Source organism: Undibacterium sp. TC4M20W, assembly GCF_049340245.1.
GTDB lineage: Bacteria > Pseudomonadota > Gammaproteobacteria > Burkholderiales > Burkholderiaceae_D > Undibacterium.
Map to the genome: position 1 here is coordinate 48,979 of NZ_JBMPPI010000032.1, position 17,615 is coordinate 66,593.

At 50.6% G+C, this 17,615-nt stretch carries 16 protein-coding genes and 1 pseudogene; 9 read left to right on the forward strand and 8 right to left on the reverse strand.

The features are described from left to right. Positions 1-104 precede the first annotated feature (104 nt). The gene (locus ACO0LL_RS25935; RefSeq protein WP_422953705.1) at positions 105-965 is read left to right on the forward strand and encodes a hypothetical protein; all 861 of its coding nucleotides are present in this window, start codon (positions 105-107) and stop codon (positions 963-965) included. 104 nt (positions 966-1,069) lie between these two features. Next, complete coding sequence (locus ACO0LL_RS25940; protein WP_422953706.1) at positions 1,070-1,813, forward strand: carbon-nitrogen hydrolase family protein; 744 nt, start codon at positions 1,070-1,072, stop codon at positions 1,811-1,813. 53 nt (positions 1,814-1,866) lie between these two features. On the opposite strand, the gene ACO0LL_RS25945 is transcribed toward ACO0LL_RS25940, so the two are convergent. Continuing rightward, positions 1,867-2,499: a hypothetical protein gene (locus tag ACO0LL_RS25945; protein WP_422953707.1), complete on the reverse strand. Its 633-nt coding sequence runs from the start codon at positions 2,497-2,499 to the stop codon at positions 1,867-1,869. Positions 2,500-2,761: 262 nt separating this feature from the next. Here ACO0LL_RS25945 and ACO0LL_RS25950 point away from each other — a divergent pair, with 262 nt between their 5' ends. Together ACO0LL_RS25950 and ACO0LL_RS25955 are read left to right on the forward strand one after the other, a co-directional pair. After that, on the forward strand, positions 2,762-4,324 hold the full coding sequence (locus ACO0LL_RS25950) for a methyl-accepting chemotaxis protein (protein WP_422953708.1): 1,563 nt from the start codon (positions 2,762-2,764) through the stop codon (positions 4,322-4,324). 13 nt (positions 4,325-4,337) lie between these two features. Beyond that, complete coding sequence (locus tag ACO0LL_RS25955) at positions 4,338-5,975, forward strand: tetratricopeptide repeat protein (protein ID WP_422953709.1); 1,638 nt, start codon at positions 4,338-4,340, stop codon at positions 5,973-5,975. A 168-nt stretch (positions 5,976-6,143) separates the two neighbouring features. Here the strand turns inward: ACO0LL_RS25955 and ACO0LL_RS25960 are convergent, their stop codons facing one another. Then, positions 6,144-6,557, reverse strand: coding sequence for a hypothetical protein (locus tag ACO0LL_RS25960; RefSeq protein ID WP_422953710.1), 414 nt, complete (start codon positions 6,555-6,557; stop codon positions 6,144-6,146). A 564-nt stretch (positions 6,558-7,121) separates the two neighbouring features. After that, positions 7,122-7,646 carry a hypothetical protein gene (locus tag ACO0LL_RS25965; protein ID WP_422953711.1) on the reverse strand — a complete coding sequence of 175 codons (525 nt, stop codon included), beginning with the start codon at positions 7,644-7,646 and terminating at the stop codon, positions 7,122-7,124. 132 nt (positions 7,647-7,778) lie between these two features. On the opposite strand from ACO0LL_RS25965, the gene ACO0LL_RS25970 reads away from it, so the two are divergent. From ACO0LL_RS25970 to ACO0LL_RS25980, 3 genes are all read left to right on the forward strand, one after another. Further along, positions 7,779-7,964, forward strand: a complete 186-nt coding sequence (locus ACO0LL_RS25970; RefSeq protein ID WP_422953712.1) for a hypothetical protein — start codon at positions 7,779-7,781, stop codon at positions 7,962-7,964. Positions 7,965-8,227: 263 nt separating this feature from the next. Beyond that, positions 8,228-8,758 carry a hypothetical protein gene (locus ACO0LL_RS25975; RefSeq protein ID WP_422953713.1) on the forward strand — a complete coding sequence of 177 codons (531 nt, stop codon included), beginning with the start codon at positions 8,228-8,230 and terminating at the stop codon, positions 8,756-8,758. Between the two features lie 379 nt (positions 8,759-9,137). Continuing rightward, on the forward strand, positions 9,138-9,692 hold the full coding sequence (locus tag ACO0LL_RS25980) for a hypothetical protein (RefSeq protein ID WP_422953714.1): 555 nt from the start codon (positions 9,138-9,140) through the stop codon (positions 9,690-9,692). A gap of 29 nt (positions 9,693-9,721) precedes the next feature. On the opposite strand, the gene ACO0LL_RS25985 is transcribed toward ACO0LL_RS25980, so the two are convergent. Further along, positions 9,722-10,645 carry an amino acid ABC transporter substrate-binding protein gene (locus ACO0LL_RS25985; protein WP_422953715.1) on the reverse strand — a complete coding sequence of 308 codons (924 nt, stop codon included), beginning with the start codon at positions 10,643-10,645 and terminating at the stop codon, positions 9,722-9,724. 43 nt (positions 10,646-10,688) lie between these two features. Beyond that, positions 10,689-12,164: an aspartate/glutamate racemase family protein gene (locus ACO0LL_RS25990; RefSeq protein WP_422953716.1), complete on the reverse strand. Its 1,476-nt coding sequence runs from the start codon at positions 12,162-12,164 to the stop codon at positions 10,689-10,691. A gap of 182 nt (positions 12,165-12,346) precedes the next feature. On the opposite strand from ACO0LL_RS25990, the gene ACO0LL_RS25995 reads away from it, so the two are divergent. Both ACO0LL_RS25995 and ACO0LL_RS26000 read left to right on the forward strand, forming a co-directional pair. Continuing rightward, entirely contained in the window at positions 12,347-13,276 is a 930-nt protein-coding gene (locus ACO0LL_RS25995; protein WP_422953717.1) for a LysR family transcriptional regulator, read from the forward strand. Between the two features lie 376 nt (positions 13,277-13,652). Continuing rightward, a complete protein-coding gene (locus ACO0LL_RS26000; RefSeq protein WP_422953718.1) occupies positions 13,653-14,654 on the forward strand; it encodes an IS110 family transposase in 1,002 nt (333 codons plus the stop codon). Between the two features lie 483 nt (positions 14,655-15,137). Here the strand turns inward: ACO0LL_RS26000 and ACO0LL_RS26005 are convergent, their stop codons facing one another. From ACO0LL_RS26005 to ACO0LL_RS26015, 3 genes and pseudogenes are all read right to left on the reverse strand, one after another. After that, a complete protein-coding gene (locus ACO0LL_RS26005; RefSeq protein WP_422953719.1) occupies positions 15,138-15,692 on the reverse strand; it encodes a hypothetical protein in 555 nt (184 codons plus the stop codon). Between the two features lie 565 nt (positions 15,693-16,257). Then, a pseudogene (locus ACO0LL_RS26010) lies at positions 16,258-16,362 on the reverse strand (IS110 family transposase); the annotation flags it as partial. Positions 16,363-16,504: 142 nt separating this feature from the next. Next, a complete protein-coding gene (locus tag ACO0LL_RS26015) occupies positions 16,505-16,843 on the reverse strand; it encodes a hypothetical protein (RefSeq protein ID WP_422953720.1) in 339 nt (112 codons plus the stop codon). Positions 16,844-17,615 lie beyond the last annotated feature (772 nt).

The window sequence follows — 17,615 nt, forward strand, 5'->3', positions numbered from 1 at the left end:
GCAGAAGCTGCATGTGAGGCGCATTCTCACAATTTGCCACACCCACGCCATACCAATGCTATATTCTGCCATCAATAAACATGCAGAAACCAGGCTCCACAATTATGCAGATCAATACCCTCTCCACCGCCGCTGGCAATAAACCTGACAAAACAAACGAAGACCTGGCCTGTCACTTCACACACGCTGACGGCACCCTCGATGTGTTGATTTTTGATGGTGCCAGTTCAGTATCGGACCAGCATTATCTTGATACCGAGCTAGGTGACCCGGCCTGGTTTGTGCAGCAATTTGCGCTGGCGCTGCAACAAACGGCCAACCCGGCACACACCCAGGCAGACTGCATCATGCTGGCCTTGCAAACCTTGTGCACACAGCACAGCAGCCTGTTGCAAACCGCAGCCATGCCCGCCTATGCCTGGCCGGTTGCCGCTCTGAGCTGGCTGCGCGTGCAGGCGAATGGTGAAGAGTGCAGCCTGTATGCACTGGGTGATTGCAAGAGTTTTTTACTGGATGCGCAGGGTAAGGCACGCGACCTTGACCCATATGAAAATCCACAGGAAGGCATACTCAAGACGGTGATAGAAGAATTAAAACAGGAAGGTCTCGATGAACAGGCACGCTGGGCCAGGCTCTTGCCCATGCTGCGCGAGCGCCGTGTGGCACAGAACAACAGCCCGCAGCCATCGATACTTTGCCTGCACCCACAGGGCCGCTTTGCGGCGCGTGAATACAGGTTTAGCCTGGCTGCCAAAGAGCGCCTGTTCATGATGACGGATGGTTTTTACCGGCTGGTTGATAGCTACCATCTCTACGACGATCAAAGCCTGATGCAGGCTTGCTCAACACGTGGGCTGGAGGCGATGATGCAGGAATTGCGCTTGCATGAAGCGAGCAAGGCAGGTGGCATGACGGTGAAGAAGGCCGATGATGCGACGGTAACGATATTGAGCCCGGGTGAATGAAGATGCGCCCAAGTGTGAACATCACCGTGAAGTAGGGTGCGCCGTGCGCACCGTCTGACGTGATCAAACTGGTGCGCACGGCGCACCCTACTAATACATGCACAATGACCAACACTAAATTACGCATCGCCGCCTTCCAGCGCTACCCTGTATTTGACGATCTGCAAGCAACAATAGCTCAGTTACATACTGATCTGCAATGGTGCCAGGAACAAGGCGTTGAACTCGCCCTCTTCCCGGAATGCTATCTGCCGGGTTATTCGACCGATGCGCAGGTGGTTGCACGACGTGCCATCGCCACTGACAGCCCGGTTTTCAAACAAGCACGACAGCAATTATCCGTCTTCAACACCGACTTCATTCTGGGATTTTTTGAGCAGCGAGTGGCAGGCATCTACAATTCTGCCGCCGTGCTAAGGCAAGGTCAGCTCATGGGTGTATATGCAAAGCAGTACCCCAATGAACGCGGCGTAGTGGCTGGCAATGCCTCGCCGGTATTTGAAAAATCTGGATACACTTACGGCATCAATATCTGCAATGATGCCAATTACCCTGCTTGCGCGGCAGAGCTCAGCCAGCAAGGTGCGCGCCTGCTGTGCTACCCCCTGAACAATATGCTGGCCCCGGCCACCGCAGAAAAGTGGCGCAGCAAGAGCCTCGATAACCTGCGCCAGCGGGCCATCGAAACCGGCTGCTGGGTAGTATCAGCGGACGTGGTTGGCACGGTCCTGGGTGAGAATGAAGACAAGATCAGCCATGGCTGTACCTGCATCATCGCACCGGATGGCAGTATTGTTGCCCGTGTGGCAGAAGGGCAAGCCGGGGTTGTGGTATTCGATATAGGCTGAATGCAGTCTCTGAATTTTGCGAGCCCCTATCTTTCAGGCAAATGTATCGCCCATCAACCAAATTGCCTTTTCATCGCCTTCAGTAATTCTATTCTGTCTTGTTCTGTCCCAATTATGGCAGTTTGAATCGGCATTTTAGGTGCTGGAGCAGTCAAGCTGGGCAAGCTGACTTGCTCATACCTTGCTGCCAGGGCCAACGCATTTTTACAGTTTGCATCTTGCAAGGCCGCCCACAATGTCTGAATGATCTGGCCAGTGAGCTTACGCGAAAAATAGGGTTCTCCTAAATCACGCCCCGTTTGTGCGACAAGCTCTCCATTTTTTATCAGGATGGATTCGACTGACATCCCGTCTATAGCTATGCCTGAGGCGTCGGCACTCTTGCCAGAGACAATTGCACTTTTTACCCATTCCTGAAAGCACGCCATAGGTAATTCACACTGATCTCTATACGTCATCATGGGAGCCATTTCGAACAGGTGCCATATCATCCATCGGGCAGCGACTACCCTTGCCTCAACACGCTGCCCATCGCTGATGATGGTGATGCAGATTTCTGGATCAAAAGAGGGCTTCAGTAATAAGCGCAATGCCTCTGCAGCGGACTGCAGGACAGGGTCCACAGCAAAACCTGGCATACCCATGGCCTGGCAAATATGATGGGCGGTATAGTCGTCTGAACGCATGCCTGGTCTTTCGCAAAAATCCTTGTCTGGAGAAGTTTGATTGTACCAAATGCCCAACACGGACAACGTGGGGCCAGAGACAATAATGACCTACTATTTACTATTACCCTGGAAAAATATTTCACATCTCCGCAACACCTCTTGTCACATTCATCAGTTACACTCAGCAAACGTCTGCCGTTCATTGGGCACGCACATTAGCTGTAATACCATACAAACTTAAAGTTTGCCTGCCAAAAACGGGCAAGATAATGGAGTCAGCATGAAATTCTCAGCCAAGATCGTCCTCTGCTCTGCCATCCCTGCTGTCCTGTTTGCTATAGGCCTGGCCACTGCCATCACTTCGCTGATGGCGACGCGCAGCCAGTTTGATAACTATATTTCAACTGAACAGGCGCGGGAGCGTAGTATTTCTGAGATGTATGCCCAGGGTTTGCAGATGGGGCAGGCATTGCGGAATGTGGTGCTTGATCCATCGAACAAAAAAGGCGTAGAGAACTTCCAGGCCGCACAAACTGCCTATGACAAGGCCTTTGAAGAGGCAAAAAAAATATCGGCCAGCAATAACACCACACAAAGCCTGACAGAGCTGCCCAAGCTGCGCGCAGCCCATGCACAGGCGCAGGAAAAAATCGTCGCCATCCTCAAAGAAAAAGGCGATGCTGCCCCGGTCTTGAATGCCGAAGAAACCCCGGCCTGGCGCAACCTGCGTTCAGAATTATTAAAACAGCGCGATGAGGCGGGCAAGCGCTCGGCGCAAGAACATGCGAATGTCAACAGCAAGGTCAGCTTCACCGTCACGCTGTCACTGATCCTGGCGGTGCTGGCCAGCCTGGTGGCGGTGTTCCTGACATTCTATTGCCAGAAAACCCTGCACAAAGAACTCGGTGGTGACCCGTCGCAAGCCAGGAATGCGCTGTCAAATATCGCCAGGGGCAACCTCGCGCAAAACATAGACAATAATGCCGGTGACGACAGCCTCATGGGTGTGTTGCAAGAGATGCAGACCTCGCTTGAATCGCTCGTCAATGGCGTGCGCGGCTCGGCCAGTGGCATAGCCCAGGCCACCAATGAAATTGCCTCTGGCAGCATGGACCTAAGTAACCGCACCGAGAGCCAGGCCAGCTCGCTGGAAGAAACCTCGGCGGCTATGGATGAGTTGAATTCCACCGTCAATCACAATGCCGACAGCGCCAAGATGGCCAACCAGCTGGCCGCCCAGGCATCTGAAGTTGCCAGCCGAGGTGGTGACGTGGTCGAGCAAGTCGTGGGTACCATGCGCGGCATTAATGAATCATCCAAAAAAATCCAGGACATCATCGGCGTTATCGATGGCATCGCCTTCCAGACCAATATCCTGGCCCTGAATGCGGCAGTAGAAGCCGCTCGCGCCGGTGAACAGGGGCGTGGCTTTGCCGTGGTCGCCAGCGAAGTGCGTTCACTGGCAGGCCGCAGTGCCGAGGCCGCCAAAGAGATCAAGTCACTGATCGGTACCAGCGTAGAAGCCGTGGGCAAAGGCACGCAGCAGGTCGATCTGGCAGGCAGCACCATGGCCGAAGTAGTCAGCTCTATCCGCAAGGTCAGTGAAATCGTCGCCCAGATCAGCGCATCAAGTGCAGAGCAATCAACAGGCGTAGGCCAGGTCGGCCAGGCCGTGACCCTGATGGACCAGACCACCCAGCAAAACGCCGCCCTGGTAGAACAAATGGCCGCAGCAGCAGCCAGCCTCAATGACCAGTCGGGTGAATTGATGAATGCGGTGTCAGTGTTCAGGACGCGGCAAAGTGGCGGGGCGAACGGGATTTATGCGGCAACGCGAAGATAAAAACAAGAGAAAAATGGATAAAGAAAGAACTAAATTGAAATTGCATTCAGGCCTGGTATCAAAGCTGCTATCGAAGTTGTTGTTAAAGCTGTTATCAAGCCTGTTCATCAGCACTCTTTTGTTGGGCAGCAATGTCGCAGTAGCGGACAATGAAACCTGGCAAACTTTGAGAAATGAAAGCTTCCGCCTGTTCATTCAAGGTAAATTCGATCAGGCCGGGAGCAATCTGGAAAAAGCTTTGTCACTGGCAGAGCAAGCATCCCCGCCTGAACCTTTGAATGTGAGCTATTTAATGCGCGAATTGGCCCGGGTCTATTACAAACTGGGCAAATATGCGCTGGCTGAAACGCTTTTTGAGCGGGCTCTGGAAATACAAGAAAAAATGCCTGGTCCCCAGCATCGCGATGTGCTGCAGACTTTAGACATGCAGGGAGAATTTTTTAAAGGCGCCAAGAAATACCTGCAGGCAGAGATAAACTACGCCCGCACTCTGGCTATCCTGGAAAAAACACACAAAGGGCTTCCTGTTATGCTTGTCGGCAAGCTCAATGATCTGGGTAAGGTCTATGTCTTGCAATTTAAATTCCAGCAGGCACAAGAGACTTACCAGCGCGCTATCGCTATCGGCGAGCAATCCCTGACGGAAAATAATGCAACATTAACCACCGCAGTTTTAGGTTTGGGCAGTGTCTATCGGGAACTAGGCCAGTTCCCCAAGGCCGAGCAATTATACTTGCGCGCCCTGGCCTCCCGCGAAAAACTTTATGGGCCAAATGATATGTGGGTTGCCGAAAGCCTGCTTTATTTGTCGACATTATATAGCCATGAAAAAAGGTATAAAGAATTAGAGCCTGTGCTGAAACGCAGCTTGTCCATCAGCGAAAAACTGTATGGAACAGATAATATCCATAATACCGCAGCACTTCTCGGCCTGAGTTACCTCTATTTCAACATGGGAAAACCATCTGAAGCAGAACCGTATGCGCGACGTGCCTTGATCATCAGCGAAAAGCTGCTTGGTCCCAAGCACCCGGATGTGGCACCAGTCCTGGGTATTTTGGCCAGCATTTATAACAGTCAACAACGGTTAAGCGAGGCGGAGGCTTATTCCAGACGTGCGCTACAAATCCTGGAAGAAGCTTTGGAGCCAGATAGTCCAGATCTTGCTCATGGCCTGCTTACCCTTGCGGCAAATTTGCATGACCAGAAAAAAGATGCGGAAGCAGAGTCACTACTGAGACGCTCAATCGTCATCAAAGAAAAAAACCTGGGTCCAGACGCTCCTGATCTCATCATGAGTTTTAATAATTTATCGAATCTCTGCTTGTTACAAAAAAAATACGCAGAAGCTACAGTCTATGCAGAGCGTGCCTTGAAGATGGCAGAAAAATTTATGGGGCCCTATGAAATAGAAGTGAGTATCGCACTTAATCACCTCGCCTCTATTGATAGAAAAAAAGGCTTATATACCCAGGCGCAGCCTCTGTATGAGCGTGCGCTCAGCATACGCGAAAAAGTCAAGGGACCAAATCACCCGGACGTAGCTGTCATTCTTGAAGATATGTCTGACATGTATAAACGAATGGGTAACGAACAGGAGTCTGCAAAACTGGCAGAACGTGCGACAGCCATCAAGGAGATGCCGCGATAAAGTACACTGAGTGCCTTCTCAAAAATCTTCCAAAAAAATGTTGAAGCTATCTGCACGGCTGTTTTCAAACCTGTTTTTGAGTATTTTTCCTGACGTAGAAAACAGCATCAGGATGCTAGGCACATTGTATTGAAAATGCACAAGTGCTGGCAGACCGTGTCGCTACGATCATCGCCATATAGCGCTTTTGTTCAATGCCCCCTGACTGGCTAGACCATCAACAACGCAAGCAATACCGGCAAGCACAACCCCCCCCCCCAGCATGATCCCCACTCGCACCCGCGGGCTGGCCACCACAGCTTGCCTTCGCAGCAGGATAAGGCGGGTAATGGCGCCCGCAACCAAAGCCATGCACACCAAAGCAAGGCTACACAAAAGTATGGCAACCCCGAATGACGATGCATTATTGTCTGGATTACTCATCTCCCTGAATACGAAGATGAGGAATGCGATGATCGGTAAGCCAAGAACAGAGCCTGCAATAGCCAGTGCACGGCGGCCAGGCATGAATGCCATGATGCAAAAGGGCAAAGCGTATAGGGGCAGGAATACAGAAAATAAAAAGCTCATAAAAAATGTCATGCCTGAATTCAGCAATGATGGTGGCCTACGGGACCAAGCCTTATGCAAGCCCGCGCCGCCATTAAGTACACAGCATGTCATGCCCAGGTGAAGGGAGTGTGTGGTGAGTGTGAAGAATTGAGATATTTGTGATTGACGTTAGTCTGAGAACACCCTTGCGCGTTGCAGCTACCGTAGCGTCAAGCATGGCCGTCACGTAGGGCGCATTGCAATGCGCCGCATGGATTGCTCACATTCGGTACAGGTATTTTCCACCAGCAAGGTGCGTCATGCGCACCGGGAGTTTGGCTTACTTACTGATTGCCACTAGCTCAGGACGGTGCGCACGGCGCACCCTACAAAATTAATCGACGTTTGGCGTGTAGATACGATTAGCGTCAGCGTAATCGTACGCATCAGTTGCCGCAAACCGGGGCAATGTCTGCACCGCATGCAACATCCCCATGCGGCGCATTGCCATGCGCCCTACGCTATCCTGCTACTGCCATGACGGTGAATCAAAATTTTTCACCATTACTGCACTCTCACCAGGTCTTCATGCAGGAGGCACATTGCCAACTCATTCTACCGCCCCGCAATCATGATGCCAGCCTGCTTCAAATTTTCTTGACTCGCAAAAACCAGTGCACCCGCCGCTGGCCCAGTGCCATCAGCATGCCTGGCATAGCCACATTGCCTGCATTCTTGTGCAATAGTATGTTCAAACTGATCGAAATACCAGCCCAGCTCTCTACCTTCACAGTTGGGACATAAAATATCCGTGCCCTGCACTACCAGGCCTTCGAGTGTGCTGCTCAGTCTTTGGGCGATACTTGCCCAGTTGCGGTATTCACCTTGCAGGAAACGCGCCCGCCAGGCGGTGAAATGATCATTGCCCGGCCAGGTCGTATGGATAGGGTAATCATGTGCGAGCATGTCGGCATATTTTTCAAGCTGATAGACGGACACCAACTCTTGTTGCATGACTTCTGGATACAGACACAACCATGACTGAATCTGGCACAACAAGTCCAGCGCTGAACTATCGCTATCCATTGCCGTGATGGCGTCTTTTAATACATTCCATTGTCTGAGATACGGCAAATACATGGTCTTTTTTTGTAGAGGTAAATTGCATGCATAGAAATCGTCCTGGCTTTTGCACAGGCATACGACAGCATGTCTGGCTTGGCAAGTATATACCCTATGCGAAAGCTGGCATCAGCCCCAGCAAGCTTACATATGTATCCAGCAAAAACCATAAAGCATGACAGGGCGCGAGGCAGTTACCGTAGCGTCAAACATGGCCGTTATGTAGGGCGCATTGCAATGCGCCGCATGGATTGCTCACGTGGGGCGCTGGTATTTTCCACCAGTAGGGTGCGCCATGCGCACCGGGTTTTTGGCTTGCTCACTGATTGCCACTAGCTCAGGATGGTGCGCACGGCGCACCCTACAGAATTAATCGACGTTGGCATGGAGGTACGATTCGCCCTGCGTATTCGCACGCATGATTTAGTGGTGCTTATTGATATTTTTCAGCATCGACATGCGTGCGATTTCGTTTCACTAATCGCACCTACGCGCGCTGCAATACACCAGCCAGACACAGACAAAAACCTGTGTCTGGTGTTGGTATTGATACAATGTGGCATTGAGCCAAGATAATTGGCAGCCACACCAGGATAAACATGACCTCAACCGTCGTTTTCGACATCACGCAAGCTAGCTGGCAGTCCAATATAAATTGGATATCTGTTACATTCTATGTAGTACTAGGCAGCGTTCAACTTGTCGTGAACATACTGCGCAAGCGAAAAGTATCGACTGGGCACACTTTCAGTAGATTCTATGACAAAGTGATTCGCGCCCTGCCATTCATTATATTTGCTCTGATTTTGTCTGTAGCTGCACTCAGCGCCTGGAGGGCCCATGCGGATTACATGGAGCTCCGTTCTGCCTATGAAAAAGGGCAATGTGAAATGACCGATGGAACAATCGAGCATTTTGTACCTGGTAGATATTCAAAATATGATTCGATAGAATCTTTCGAGATCGCCTCAAAGCAATTCGTTTACCCAAGCCCGGGCAACACGGCGGCCTACAAGACTACAGCAGCCGGTGGCGGAAAAATGAAAAATGGCTTGCATGTGCGCATCCATCGCTGCGAGGGAGACATCGCCCGACTTGAAATTATTGAAGATATGAAACCAAAGAATTAGCCCACGCAGGTGCGGATAGCCCCTGCGTAATCGTACACATGAGTTGCCGCAGACCGGGGCAATATCTGCATGGCATGCAACATCCCCCCCGGTTCCAGCTCCCTCACTTATTGCGACTCAGGATGTTGCACACCGCCCCCCCTGCAAATCCTGTTGCCACCCTCATAGTGACCCAGGCATGTCCCACGTAGCCCGCCTGCTTATCTTTAATTTTGTTGCACCTCTGCAATTCCAGAGTAGCTATCCTGTCTGTTCGTGAGACGACTGTAACGTTTGATTACACAGTTAGTCCGCTTGGTAGAATCATGTTCTTGCCCTTACACTTATAATAGTTTATCAATCCACCATCATTTCTTTAGCGCACGCGGGGTTATTCAAGATGCTTTCTTTTTTAAAGCTCAGTTTTGTCAGGAACGTGTTGATCGCCTGGTTTTTGCTTTATCTGATCAATATGAACTTTAGCGCTCAGTATATGAGAAACATATTGGGTCTGCCGGTGCTGTTGTGGATGGCTTACAATGTCATCGTGGGGCTGGGACACAACAGGCGTGAGCGCAAGAAGTTTGAGAAAAGAGCCTATGCCTTTTGCAAATACACGGATGATAAATGCATAGATATAGGCGATCAGAGCGCCATTTCCCTGGACTATGACAGCAAAACCATCTATCTGATGAACGCGCAGCATCAGATTGCACTCAAGCCCGAGCAGATCATGCGTTGGGAAACCGGCAAGGCTGGCGACGTGATAATGGGGACTGTGGCAAATTACCCAGGCAACAATGTTGCCCTCTCAGTCAAAGAAGGCCGCGTTTCGCATGTGACGTTCTGGATACGTGATGGCGCTCTTAATGTGTTTACCGTGCTTGTTTCTTCAGCGGCTTTTGTCGACCGACTCAAGCATTTTTCGCTGCTCAATAATATTCCCGCTGCCTGAGGCATTCGTCTTGCTTAGCCAGGCCGTGCCTAAGGTGCCGCGCCTGCTATATTCGTCACATCCGCCACGTCCGCCAACGGGAAGCGCAGGGACGAGCGTAATAACTGGCTCATCGGCAGTTGCAGTTTGATGTTGTGTGGCGGGATGGCTTGCATGAACCATTTGTCGTACATGCGGTAGATGTCGCCGTCGAGCATGATGCGGCTGAGTTCCTGGTTCAGCAGGTGTTTGAAGGCGGTATCGTTTTTGCGAAAGATGATGGCATAGGGCTCGGTCGATAGCGAATCGCCGACTACCTGAAAATCTGCCGGATGTGCAGCGGCAGCGCGCAGGCCATAGAGCAAAACGTCATCCATCGCAAAGGCAGCTGCCTTGCCTTGTGCGACCATGGCAAAACCTTCTGCATGATCTTTACTTTCTATCAGGTTTAAATTCAATGAGCGTACCTGGCCGCGGTCTGCCAGGGTTTGCGCATTGGTCGTGCCTTTGGTAGTGACCACGGTCTTGCCGCGCAGGTCACCCCAGTTGCGTATGCCAGAATCACTGCGCACCAGCATCTTGGCGCCGGCGATGAAATAGGCGATGCTGAAATCAACTTGCTTGCGCCGCTCTGCGGTATTGGTGGTCGAGCCACATTCAAGATCAGCCTGGCCATCTGCTATCATCTGCAAACGGTTAGCCGGGGTCACGGCAAGGTATTTGACTTGCAGCGTGGGCAGCTTGAGTTCTCGTTTAATGGCATCGACGACTTTGAGGCAGATATCCAGCGCATAACCAACCGGGCGCTGTTGCGCATCGAGATAAGAAAACGGAATCGATGATTCGCGGTGCGCAATGATGACGGTCTTGCGTTCGCGGATATTGGCGAGGGTATCGGTAGCCATAGCAGAGAATGGCAACAGCAGCAGGATAACAAATTGCAGCATTACAAACTGACAGACGAGCTTGACCATGAGATACCTTCCCAAAATTTACTTCAAATAAATACTTGCGGCTTTAGTGAAGCTGCGCTGCCTCGGCCCGCTTGACACAGGCTTGTGCCAGTATCGTCGTAGGATCAAGCAAAGCAACCGCCCTGCCAGCAATGACAAATGCCGGGTCTTGTTGCAAGACCAGCGGCAACTCGGTGCAACCGAGGATGACGACCGCCGCGCCCTGCTCAACCAGGTGCGCCAGCGCATCAAGCAAATCCTGCCGGGCGACACCACCGGTATGGCCCGCCTTGATGCCCAGCGGGCCGTAGATGGCGTTCATGACCTTGTCCTGATGTACCGCATCTGGCGTGATGAGTTCAAAACCCTGCCCAACGGCGGCATCATGATAGACGCGGCTGGCGATCGTGCCGGACGTCGCCAGCAAACCCACTTTGGCAGGCAAAGTGAAATGCGCACGGATGTAGCTGACCGTTTCTTCCAGCATGTTGACAATGGGGATGGACAGGTGCGCCTGTATGCGCTTGACGTAGGCATGCGCGGTGTTGCAGGGGATGGCGATCAGCGCTGCCTCGTTTTCTTCCAGGCGCTTGCAGGCAGAGTACAGGGCGATGGTGGGGTCTTCGCCATCGGCAATCAGGTTGGCGGTGCGGTCGGGGATCTGGGGGTTGTGTTCGACCATGATCTTGATATGGTCCTGGTCACGCGCGGCGTGGGTGTTGTGGATGATCTTGTCCATGAAATCTACCGTGGCCGCTGGCCCCACGCCACCGACTACGCCTATTTTGAAGCTGCGCGGCTGCGGTGCCTGCTCATTGCGCAGCGCATATTCGACATACACCTGGTTGGTATCAACGATGGGTATGCCACGGCTGCGCAGCAGATCGGCCACGATAGCAACATCGGTGGCACCGGAGATAATCACATCAGCACCGCGTGCCAGCAAGTGCACGCAGGCCTCATGCAGGCGATTGACAGCATCACCCTGCAGATTGCCTGCCTTGATACCCTGCTCGCCATAAATCGCCGACATGACGCAGCCGTCCTGCACGGCATCATCAGGGTACACTACCGTAATGCCTGAACCTGCAAAGTATTGGTCAAACAGTTTTTTGTTTTTGACATAGGTCGATGCCAGCACGCCGACCTTGCAGCCAGCGGAGAACTCTTGCTGCAAATGGGCCAGCAAGGCATCCATGATATTGACGATGGGTGTTGAGAGCTCGCTTTGCAGCTCCCTGATGAAAGTGTGGCTGATAAAACAAGGCAGCAGCACGCGCTCTACCCGGCTTTTTTCAAAGCGCCTGATCATGTCGAAAATGTATAGTTTGCGCGCATTCAGGTTGGGGTTTTCACCGCCTGAGTTTTCATTGCCTTCAAACGGGTGTTGTTCAAAGAACAGCTCATAGCGCTCAGAAATACTGTCACGCGCCAGTGCACGGGCGAGCTTGAAATACACATCCACCCCTGCCAGCGTGCCCAGGCCGCCGATAATGCCGAGCCGGGTTTGATGTGCTTCTGGTTTGATTGTCATGTTCATGGCAGCTTGATTTTCTTTTTTGGGCGTACCAATAAAGATACCGGATAGCCAGAAAATGTTTATGCAAAATCGGTCTAGTTCTATGCCGATACTACATAGATGGTTTTTTGTACCGCGCACGGGGATACAATGGCAGTCATCAAGGTGCAGGGGACGCATTGGGGACGCATTGGAGACGATACATGGACATCAAATGGCTGGAAGATTTTTTGAGCCTGGCGCAGACACGCAATTTCTCTCGTGCGGCAGACGACAGGCATGTGACCCAGTCTGCCCTGAGCCGCCGCATCCGCAGCCTGGAAGCCTGGGTAGGTGCCGACCTGGTAGATCGCAGTACTTACCCCCTGGTGCTGACGCCTGCCGGTAAAATCTTTAGCGCCTCGGCAGAAGAAGCCATGCGCCTCTTGAACGACACGCGGGCACAACTGCGTGTGCGCGGGCCGGATGAAAACCTGCTGCGCATCTCTGCCGGCCACACGCTGTCGCTGAATTTTTTCCCCATGTGGTTAAAGAGTGTGCGCTCGCAAGTCGGTGAAATCCACGCCAGCATCCTGCCAGCCAATGTGCATGATTCTGTACTCTCCCTCGTTGAAGGCAATTGCGATTTGCTGCTGTCCTACTACCATGCCGACCTGCCAGTGGAGCTTGATGCCCTGCGGTATGAATATGTGAGTCTGGGCACCGAGATTGTCTTGCCGGTATCCGTACCCAGCCGCAAGGGCACGGCCCTGTACAGCCTGCCCGGCAGCAAGACCAAACCCATCCCCCGCCTTAACAACATCAAGGCATCCTTCTTTGGCCGCGTGGTAGAACGCGTACTGGCCCGCTCAGACCAGCCCTGCTATTTTGTGAATGCCTACGAGAGCGACATGGCCGAACTCTTGAAACGCATGGCACTCGAAGGCCACGGCCTGGCTTGGCTACCACAAAGCAGCATCGCCAATGAACTGGCAGAAGGCAAACTCGTACGCGCTGGCGGTGAGCAATGGTCTATGGAGATGGATATACGCCTGTACCGGGCGGTGGATAACAAGAATCCGGTGCTGTTGAAGTTGTGGGGCGCTGGTTGGGCAGCAGGGAGAGTAACAGGTATTGCGGCCATCTTCTTGTAGGTACGATTAACGCAGCGTAATCGTACACATGCCAGCCGTGACCACTTGATGAGATTTAAAGTCACCACAACGGTTACCCAATATTTTCAGCGAAGAACAATATGCCGTCGATAAAAACATTTTGCGAAGATCAGATTTTTTGAGTCTGTGATTATTTTGGCGAACACCATGCGTACGATTACGCTGCGCTTGTATGGTTATAAGTGACGATTTCTGGGAAACTAGAAAGCGTCGGGGTGGAGGGACAACGCTGCGCATCTGCAGTTTTCGCTGACAGACCCGATTAGAACTCTCCCACCCCACCTCTTCAACGTCGATGAGGAATCCAGCGGTCAATAGGCCTGCCAACCAATACCGCCGATATGTGCAAGCTAACGTGAAGAAGTGGCCACCCCAACATTCTCACTTTAACGATAAGGAGGCAATCATGCAATCCCCGTTATTCATAGGTGTTGATGTGGCGAAATCTGAGGTCGTTATCGCCTGCTCTGAAAGCAGTTTCCCGGTGCGTGCTGTTCCTAATGAATTAGCTGCTTTAAAGAAATTCCTGAAACAACTGCCACCTGGCTCGTCTATTGCGATGGAAGCAACTGGCACCTATCACCAGATGCTGGCCGACCTGGCTTTCCAGATGGGCCTGCATGTTTATGTGCTCAATCCTAAAGATACCCGTCATTATGCGAAAGGGGTTGGGGCGCGAGCCAAGACTGACAACGTCGATGCCATGCTCATTGCACGTTACCTGGCCCATGAAATCAAGGAACTGCGCCGCTATGAACCAGCTACGCCGGAGCAACGCACGATGGATGAGCTGCTTAAACGCAGGGCTAAAATTGTTTCTCTAAAGACGGCTTTGCGCCTGACTTGTGATGGAGCACCATCACTGAAAGTGAAGTCAGCCAGGCTTTTAGACAGCTTTACAGAATTACTCAAACAAATCGATCAGGACATTGCCAGATTGAATAAGGATATTCCCAAGCGTGATGAACAAGTCTGCCGCCTGCAATCCATTGCAGGCGTCGGACTATTAACGAGTTCCTGGCTGGCTAATCTGTTTGACCGCGTTCGCTTCACAAACAGTGACGCTGTCGTTGCATTTGTCGGTATGGATCCACGTCCGTGTGACTCTGGTCAGAAACGTGGCCGCAGGAGGTTGTCCAAGCGAGGCCCTGCTGAAGGGCGCCGCTTGCTCTTTAACGCTGGTATGGCAGCAGCAAAATCAAAGGTATGGGCACCTGTGTACCAACATTACCGTCAGCTTGGCTGGCCCTCAACGGCCGCTATCATGATCATCGCCCGTAAAATATTGCGGATTGCTTTTAGCTTGATCAAGAACGGCGTTGATTTTAATTGTGATCTCATCTCGATAAAAACTTGACGGGAACCATAGAATCTAATCGTACCTACGTCCCTGAACAGGGCATGGATAGCATGTTTGCTGAATTTACGACGTGGTACAACGTGATAAGACCGCATCAGCATTTGCATGGCTTGACCCCAGCTGAAGCATGGCGGGGCATTGATCCGTACAAAATCGTACCGAAATCGGTGCCACACTTTACGGCTTGGAATGGGTTGTTACGGGGATATTATTTGCGGCATTAGCGACGAATATCTCCGAAACAAAATGAGCATCGAGAGCGGGCAGCAATGCTGTTCGGGAAGGTGTTCATCTTTAACAAACGATTTGCATAAAATTTAAGCAAGCGAGCCAATGAATTTGACTTTACTGATTAAAATTAGTCAGATCGGTGTTCAACTGAACCAAAACCTCAGCCAGATTGTGCAAAAAAATGCTGGTCTGGCTGAGAGATTTGGTTTAACTGAACACTGAACAGGGCAGCAGTAGCAGGCGACTCGTTTAATTTGCCACTTTATTTTTCTTGTACCAATCTAGTTTCTTTTCAAACCAAGGCAGCGCACAACGCTTAACATCTGCGATCGCCCTGTCAACGGCAACCTCAACCCGCATCTTCGCTTCAGGATCACCAATCTGCCGCATTTCCTCAGCCATGAATTCTGCTTGATAGGCATTTATATCCTCAATTGTCACACTAGGCTTCCAAATTGACCAGTTATACGCTATTTCCTCTGGCTTGAATCCAGCAATTGGACCCGACAGTACTTGTATTAAAACAACTGCTTTTGGAGAAGCAATAGTTTCATCAGTAAATGGCTGTATATTCCAATACGCATCCGTTTTTGATTTACCTGCCTCCGACCATTCACAATATCCTTCGAAATAGTCTTGTCGCGGATGGCCCAAAAATTCAATGCTGAAAGTTAATTTATCGATAGAGCTCCAGACAAATTTGATAGGCTTAGCAGACGGTTTTATCTCATCTGCTGCTTTTCTTGATGGCGTCTCTTTCAAAACAAAATCAGGGAAATTCATATGCATTTTTTCGACTAGCACGCGCTTCCAGAATTTCTTATAGCAATCTCTCATTGTCACAATCCTTTAGTAAATAAGGTTTCTAGCAACTGTGTTAACTCTGTTGTTCCGGCCACGATCCCACCAATGCTGTCCGCCGCTAACTTATGAGCCATTCTTGCATAAGCTGCTTCGGAAAAATAGGGTCACCCATTAGCCCCCGGTAGTCAAGTAGCCGAACAACATACTCGCAATACACCGCGATCATATTTACCATGCCATCACACGCTTGTTTCAGAATGCCGTCGTGCCTTTTGCTTCAACGTGTGGTTGCGTGAATCGCACCAGTCACCCATGTGGATCTAGCGAAACATCAAGCTGGATTTCGCCCAGGTAGCCCAGCTACTCCAGAAGCATCTCAGTACCGCGTTGCGTCCAAGTGATGGGCAGATCTGTGGCTACCGGATTCGGTTCCAACCCCTTGTGGCTCGCATTGCAGACGACTCATTGTAAAACAACGATTGTGATGGCAGATACTGCGTGTCCAATCAGTTCTGATGGTTTGTGATCCAACCCCAATCTCTGGCTCACGCAGTGTTGCCAACTCTCAGGTGAAACAACGCTCCACCGAAAAACTTTCTCCAGTCTTGAGCATATGAAAGCAAGCTCTTGCCAGTTTATGGGCCACTGCCTTGATGGCGATAATGCCGTTGTGCGCGAGTGCGGGGTCAGGTCTGACATTCAAACAATTCCAACCCGGCGGGGGATTACGCACTGCTTCACCTAAATTTTAGTCTGTAGGTACGATTAGCGCGAGCGTAATCGTACGCATGCTGCATGCAACGCGAATCAGCTTAGCGCGCTCCCCACATCATAAGGGCGGCTCCCACAATCACCAATGCCCAGCTCATCAATTCGGTTTTTCTCATTGACGAGACATACTCCTTCACCTCCTCTGGCTCACGCTCAAAAACCAAAGTTAATTTCCTGATTGAGCTTCTCCAGAAAAGATATTCGAAAGTGCCACTGCGATAGAGTCGGTCTGCGTACTGCACAGAAGCATGCGTGATGTCCGGCTGGTAACGTCGTGCCCGCAACTCAGTAACCCATCCGCAAATCACACCCAATATAAACAAGGTAAATCCATATGGCATGTTAGTCTGCTTTCTCAGTTTTTTTACAATGGCGTTCATCTTGCATGACCGTACAGACATTATATGCCAATCCACTTTTTGCTGGAGGTGGTCAGGCCGACCTACCTACGATTAGGCTAGCGTTAATCGCACGTACAGCACTGGATATCAAAAACTGAAAAATTCTCATGCGAAAATTTTTTTCTTGATCAAAATATATAAAACGAGAAAAACCATAATTGATTCGCAGCCTATATGAAGCAATATTGCGAACAGTGATGGATCACCCGACAAAAGTCCGGCGCGCGCATTGAAGCTATAAAATCTTTTGTAAGTAACCAAAGCAACGAAAACAGAATTCCTGCGATGCCAAGCGACAAGCAATTGATCCATGTGATCTTATAGATAAAAAAATGCACACCGATAAACAAAAAAGAGTTGCCCAAAAAAAGCAACCCATAAGTGAAACCGGGATAGAAGAAATCTAAAAAGCAAATATCTATGAAGTATCTCTTCAAATATTGCTGCACTCAAAGAAAAAACTGTGGCAGCAAAAATTAACTCTGCTCGAAAATTTCCCCAAATGATGCGATCAAAATCATATGCTATGAAATAGGGAACAATCGAAAAAACTAATCCTGCTGATGTCCATAATAGTAGCTTCCCAATCTTAGGAAGCGAAAAATCTGGTATTTTTTTTCTGATTAGGACTTACGCAAAAAAAGTGAGCTATTTTAAAAATGATGTAAACCCAAAGCAGCTTTCAAGTCAGTACACTAAGGGACATGACATCAAAACGTCCGAGCCGACTGGATTACTGCCAATACTTGCT